The sequence below is a fragment of the Psychrobacter sp. FME5 genome, assembly GCF_014861375.1.
In the GTDB taxonomy this organism is placed as follows: Bacteria; Pseudomonadota; Gammaproteobacteria; order Pseudomonadales; family Moraxellaceae; genus Psychrobacter.
In genome coordinates, this window is the sequence record NZ_RRYX01000171.1 from 1 (window position 1) to 3,368 (window position 3,368).

The following is a 3,368-nucleotide window of genomic DNA, read 5'->3' on the forward strand; positions in this document are numbered from 1 at the left end:
AATTATTTTATGATATTTGTCCTGGCCATAACAGTTTTATTTTGAACTGACTATACTATCCATCCAGATGATAAGCTAAAGATTCCTAAAGATGGCGCTACTAATTCATCTACAAACTATTCTTCTCAATCAAGTCAGCCAAATAAACCTGTAAACGTGACAACAAAACCTAGCAATAATAATGACGGTACACCTAAAGAAATCGCAACGACCAATGGTTCTTGTATTTGTAAAGCGAATGATTTGATTTGGAGCGATCATCCAAAAGTTAGTTGTGAGTTTAGGAAAAAAGTGATAAAGATCTGTCAAGATATGTGGCCGAATGACTATCTAGCAATGGCCAATAATCTAATGGCATGTATGTATTTTGAAACTGCTACGACCTTCGACCCCTCAAAAGGAAATGGTTCTGGGTATTATGGCTTGATACAATTTGGCACTCTAGCTTGTAAAGACCTAAATACAACAACTGATAAAATAAGGGCTATGTCTGCCATTGAACAACTTGATTGGGTAAAAAAATACTTCAAACTCCGTAATAGACATGAATTAATCAAAAACCTTGTTCATATGTATCTATGCATTAACTATCCAACCAACTTAATCCAAAAAAAGACAGGACCACATGATATTTTATATGATTATACTCAACCGGCATATATAAGCAATCCTTCTTTCTTTAAAGAAAACGGAGAAAAAGATAGATTTAAGATAATAAATGACAAAAAGAAATATTTGGGTTTTAAAGATGGTAAAACTTATGTATGGGAAGTCGCAGAAGAATTAAATATATATTATAAGCGCGGAGAAAAACCCGAAAATAGAAAATTCACACCTACTTGCTCTCAAGTCGTACAGCTACCTACTCAACCAGCTGATAGTTTAAAACTTAACCCCTTAGCGTGTGGAGGTGATAAGCATTATAAGAGAACACTAGATAATATAAATAGTCTACACCCAATTATGCGCCCCTATGTTATTAAATTAATTAACGAAGGTTATCAGAAAACAGGTCTTAACTGGATGATAACAGATGCATACCGTAGCCCTAAAAAACAAGGTGAAATACCTGGTGCAAATACTAATGCGGGTCCTATGCAAAGCTATCATCAATATGGATTAGCAATAGATATAGTATCAGTTACCAATGGTGAAATAACTTATACTCGTGATGGTGGCAAATCTAGAGCTATGAATAATCTCTCCATAACACATAGTAAAAAACTGGGTCCTATTGGCGTAAGTTTGGGTTTAGAATGGGGTGGAAACTGGACAAAGACTAAAGACTATCCTCACTTTGAATTAAAACCTAATGGTAAAACCTGGAAAGACCTAAGACCCATACTAATAAACATAGGTATTGAAAATTATAAAAACCTTACATTTGACTGAAGAGACATATTATGAATAAAGTAACAAAATTAATAGCTATACCTATCTTTGCTCTGTTAGGCTCTGCTTGTATAAACACCAGCACAAATACTGAAAAGTTAACCAATGAAGTTATCAATCAATTTGTCTCTGGTATTGAAGTTAACCCAGGATCTAGACCTATACAAACGCTGAATGATAGCTTTGAAGCAACTCCTAACGATGGACCCATTATTAATCAAACAGTTGAGGTATTTAAGCTGGATAACGGGAAATGTCTCTCGTTAGTTACACTCTATAACGAGTCTGGTTTTGGAGGATATGAAGACTTATTTATTTTCAGAGATAATCAAGTATTAGTAAGTTTACAAAGAAACCTATTCTTTTCAAAAGAAAATGGACCAGTAACTAAGAAAAGTATAAGCTATGATAATAACATTGACGACTCACAAAGAACCAAATCTATTTTAAAAGACGACTTTAATAGATATAAACAAGAGTTTAATTTAACAGTAGTCTCTACTTGTAAGTAATAAATTTACTAACAATAGTTATAATCGAGTCAATTCAAAAGCGATATAGTACTGCTGGGATATATTTTTCACAGCCTCTGTCAGCGTAGACACAGCACGCCAGTAAAATTCATACTAGTAGTGCGACGGTATTGACTTCTCAATTTTATTTCGAACTGATTATATCACGTACTTATAAAAGAATATATTTATGATTATTCGAATTATTATTTTACTAAACTTATTAACACTAACATCATGTTCCTATGATAAAGAAAGTACTTTTCTGATAAGGTTAGATAGCTTCAGTTCTGTCAATCGAGAATATGAAGATACGTATTATAAACAGGTTTCTGATATTTATTACAATAGTGAATATAAATTAGTTGAGCTCAGTCTAAATAATATATATATGACATTGAAGCTCATTGATTTTGATTCATATGTTAGTCTTAAGATTAATGATACTTATAAAGATAAGTATATAGAGGTAGATTTTAATCATGCTTATGGTGAAAACCTAGAAAGCGCAATGAAGAAGACAGGTATTTTCAGAAAAAATGATTCAGATGAAGGTCTATTAATCATTCCTTCAGTCTCTGGGTCATCCCCTACTTATACAGCCATACTTTTTAATAATTCTGGAATCTACCACTCATACTCTTTTGAGCTACAACAGCATAACTGTAATAATTTTGACACCCTATTGATAGAAAATAATTTAATAAAAAATTTATATATCACTCAACGCAACAAAGAATGTGAGGTAAAGATAATTACTGAAAACCCAATGGTTTCGAATATTTATTCTCCAGACTCTTACGAAGATGAAGACATGTATTATGCTTATAAATACTATAAAAACAACGAAAATTATAAAAAATCAAGATATTATAAAGAAATAGAAAATGGAATTTCAAGTATTCCTAGCTTTTACGGAAAAAAACACTTTAGCTTTGGTAGCAATTTTTTAACAGGCACTATTATAATAACTAAAAATAACCAAGTTACTATTGAAACATGCGGTGCCAATGCACCTGAAGACTGTAGTCTTGTATATCAAGGAGAGTATAAGAGAGAGATGGAAGATCCATTTACTGGTAACTATAGTGTGAGTGGGAACAGAGTTGTTTTCAAAAGCATCCACAATATATTTGAAATTTCAAACTTGAAATAGATTCTTAGATTAACACACCAAGTGCAACGCTAAATTATATTATAGAACACCTGATTGGGCGTTTTAAACCCTAAGCGTTTTCTTGGTCTGTTGTTTAGTTTATTCTCAATGTCCTGTATCTCATTATCAGAGACTTGTCTAAAGTCACAACCCTTAGGCAAGAACTCTCTGATTAAGCCGTTGGTATTCTCGTTGGTTCCTCGCTGCCATGACGCATAAGCATCGGCAAAGAAGAAAGCGCTAAAGAGCTTTTGTTTCACCTTCTTATGCTGAGCAAACTCTTTACCATTGTCAGAGGTAATGGTCTT

4 protein-coding genes are annotated in these 3,368 nt (G+C 32.8%); 3 read left to right on the plus strand and 1 reads right to left on the minus strand.

Annotated features, from left to right (window positions below; genetic code table 11):
• The first annotated feature begins 156 nt into the window (after positions 1 to 156).
• The 3 genes from EI161_RS15025 to EI161_RS13710 all read left to right on the plus strand — a co-directional run bounded on the left by EI161_RS15025 (position 157) and on the right by EI161_RS13710 (position 3,060).
• Positions 157 to 1,392 carry a M15 family metallopeptidase gene (locus tag EI161_RS15025; RefSeq protein ID WP_318779375.1) on the plus strand — a complete coding sequence of 412 codons (1,236 nt, stop codon included), beginning with the start codon at positions 157 to 159 and terminating at the stop codon, positions 1,390 to 1,392.
• Between the two features lie 11 nt (positions 1,393 to 1,403).
• Complete coding sequence (locus tag EI161_RS13705; protein WP_192529806.1) at positions 1,404 to 1,904, plus strand: hypothetical protein; 501 nt, start codon at positions 1,404 to 1,406, stop codon at positions 1,902 to 1,904.
• A gap of 190 nt (positions 1,905 to 2,094) precedes the next feature.
• On the plus strand, positions 2,095 to 3,060 hold the full coding sequence (locus tag EI161_RS13710) for a hypothetical protein (RefSeq protein ID WP_192529808.1): 966 nt from the start codon (positions 2,095 to 2,097) through the stop codon (positions 3,058 to 3,060).
• 29 nt (positions 3,061 to 3,089) lie between these two features.
• Here the strand turns inward: EI161_RS13710 and EI161_RS13715 are convergent.
• On the minus strand, positions 3,090 to 3,368 hold a 279-nt coding region (locus EI161_RS13715), incomplete at its 5' end, for an IS30 family transposase (RefSeq protein WP_192529810.1).

Excerpts from the sequence above, each read along its gene's own strand:
- EI161_RS13705 (WP_192529806.1), top strand. The coding sequence starts at position 1,404 with ATGAATAAAGTAACAAAATTAATAGCTATACCTATCTTTGCTCTGTTA.
- EI161_RS13710 (WP_192529808.1), top strand. The coding sequence starts at position 2,095 with ATGATTATTCGAATTATTATTTTACTAAACTTATTAACACTAACATCA.